At 64.8% G+C, this 2,551-nt stretch carries 2 protein-coding genes; both read right to left on the bottom strand.

The annotated features are described in order from the left end of the window. Positions 1-139: 139 nt before the first annotated feature. Positions 140-1,192 (bottom strand): N-acetylneuraminate synthase family protein, encoded by a 1,053-nt coding sequence (locus CU669_RS20880; RefSeq protein ID WP_161539766.1) that lies wholly within the window; start codon positions 1,190-1,192, stop codon positions 140-142. Beyond that, on the bottom strand, positions 1,185-2,399 hold the full coding sequence (locus CU669_RS20875) for a tetratricopeptide repeat protein (RefSeq protein WP_161539765.1): 1,215 nt from the start codon (positions 2,397-2,399) through the stop codon (positions 1,185-1,187). The genes CU669_RS20880 and CU669_RS20875 overlap by 8 nt, the downstream gene beginning before the upstream one ends. Positions 2,400-2,551 lie beyond the last annotated feature (152 nt).

Raw genomic sequence — 2,551 nt, 5'->3', positions numbered from 1 at the left:
CTCGACCATCCCGCGCTTCGCCAGCGCGGTCAGGGAAGCACGTTGCTCTTGGGTCAGAAACGGCGCGTCGGACATAGCAAATTCATGGATCGCTCTCTCGCCGGACACAAGCCTCTTTTGGGATTCTCAGAGAGTCGGGTTATAGCAGGAAATCATCCAGTTGCAGAGGTTGATGTGCTGCCACCGGACGGGTCAGTTGGCGGCCTTCGAAGCGGTCGAGTTGATCGACCGCCAGGCCGGTCCCGGGTCGCTTCGGGGCGACATCGCTTGCCGCCAGGCGGGTGCCGACGGGCAGGTCGCGAAGGGCGACCAGGCTGCGGCGCAGGGCGCGGGTTGTGTCTTCTTCCTCGCCGCAACGAACCTTGACCGGCGAGCCGAGCGCGGCCCGGGTCAGCCGGACCACGCGGACCAGTTCCGTCAGTTGCCCTGGTTCGATCGATGCCTTCTGGTCGATGCCAGGCAGGTCACGCGACAAGGTGAAATGCTTTTCGATGGCGACGGCGCCGCGGGCGACGGCGGCGATGGCGGCGACATGATCGGGTGTATGGTCCGAAAAGCCGACAGGAACCTCGAAGACCGCGCGGTAGGTATCCATCACCCTGAGATTGGCGTTCTCGGTCTTCGACGGGTAATTGCTGGTGCACTGGAACAGCAGCAGCGACGTTCCGGCGGCCTTGAAGATCGCCACCGCGCGGGCGACTTCCGCCAAGTCGGCCATGCCGGTGGAAAGCAGCACCGGGATCCGGCTTGCGGCCAGTTCCTCAAGGAAGGGCGTGTTGGTCAGATTGCAGGAACTGACCTTGATGGCTTGGGGGGCCAGGCTCAGCACCTCACGTAGGCTGACCCGCTCGAACGGGGTCGATAGGAACACCAGACCCAGTCGCTCGGCGTGGCGCTTCAGCCGGGCCATCGCCGCGATGTCCAATTCGCAGGCCTTGATGATCTCGTACTGGCTTTTCCCGGCGAACGGCCCCTGTTCCTGATAGGCGGCTTTGGCGGCCAGCGGCGACAGGTATTCATCGACATGGAAGCTTTGCATCTTGACGCAGTCGGCGCCGGCTGCGGCGGTCGCTTCGATCATTTGGGCTGCCAGAGCTTCGTCGCCATTGTGGTTGATGCCGATTTCGGCGATCACGAAGGGATGGGGCCCGCGCGCGATCTGGTCGATAAGGGTGTGATGTCCGTCAGTCATGGCACGCTGTTTCGGTCGGAGTGCAAGATGGGGTCGGCGGTGGTTGAACCAGGGGCTGGCGGGGGACCGCCGACCGGTTCGCGAACAGCGCGGCCGCATCGACCAGCAGGCGGTGTCGGGACAAGATGTCGGCCAGGGCCTGGCGGTTGGCGACATTGTCCGGGGCTGCCTTCAAGGCAAGATTAAACACTTCCGCCGCGTCGCTGGTCATGCCCATGTCGCCGATCAGGATGCCGACCTGTTCCAGTGTTTCCGGGCTCGGCGGCATTGCCAGCAACCGTTCGAGCCGCTCGAGCCGGTGGTCCAGGGTGGTCAGGTAGGCATCCAGGACGGTTTCGGCGATTTCGGGTATCTCGGGGACTTGATTGGTGCGATAGACCTTGGCGGCCTCGGCCATGCGACGGCGGCTGTACAGGAAGTCGGCGACCCCGGCCCGGGCATGGGGAAACAACGGAGATCCCGGGGTTTCTAGCGCCATCCAGCGGGCATGGGCATGGGCGGCGGCGGCGGCGGCGGCCTGACCGTGGCCGTGGCTGCGTTCGTTCAAGGCGGCCAGCAACGCGCCCAGATTACCCCACAGGGCGGGTTTCAAGGGCGCTTGCTGACGGACCAGGCGGAACGCGGCGATCGCACGGCGGGCTCCGGCCAATTCGGCGATGTTCATGCCGCACGAACGCGCCGAGGCGCCGATCAGGTCGCATTGGGCGTCAAGGTCGTCGGGAGACAACCGCGTGACCAGATGGAATACCGCCGCCGCTTCGAGCCAGCCTTCTCGGGCAACCATCCACTGCGCCGCCGCCTTGAGCAGATCGACGAAAGCGTTCAGTTCCTCGGGCGGGATGTGCCCGGGCTCGGGGCGTTGGGCGGTGAGCAGGCGGGCAGCCAACTGGGTGGCGGCCTCGGACGAAGGCAAGGCGGCCATGCGCACAAGGGCGGCGACGGCATCTCCGTTTCGCCACTCGGCCTCGGCCAGGGCCAGGGCGACCGAGATGTCGTCCGGTGCCAGCAGGCCGGCCTCGGACAGCGCTCCGAAGGCCCCGGTGGTATCCCCCATGTCCAGACAGACGCGCCCCAGCAGCCACCAAGCCATGGCACTGTCCGGGTCTTCATCGACCAAGACAGCGGCTTGGGCGCGCGCCTGGTCCAGACGGCCCGATCGCCAGGCGTCCAGGGCGGTGTCCAGGCTGGGCGTGCTGGCGTCGATCACGGTGCGATGATCTCCTTGACGGAATTGGCAAAAGGCTAGGTGCGATAGATGGACAATTTATTAATCCATGGCCACAATCGGTATTTCAAGATCGTGGATAATATATCCCGACTGACTGTTAATCCCAAAAGGGGCTTGGTGAATCCCAAAAG

The sequence above is a fragment of the Paramagnetospirillum kuznetsovii genome (assembly GCF_003284725.1).
In the GTDB taxonomy this organism is placed as follows: domain Bacteria; phylum Pseudomonadota; class Alphaproteobacteria; order Rhodospirillales; family Magnetospirillaceae; genus Phaeospirillum; species Phaeospirillum kuznetsovii.
The sequence above is the reverse complement of the archived record's forward strand: the minus strand, read 5'-3'. Positions and strand labels throughout refer to the sequence as shown.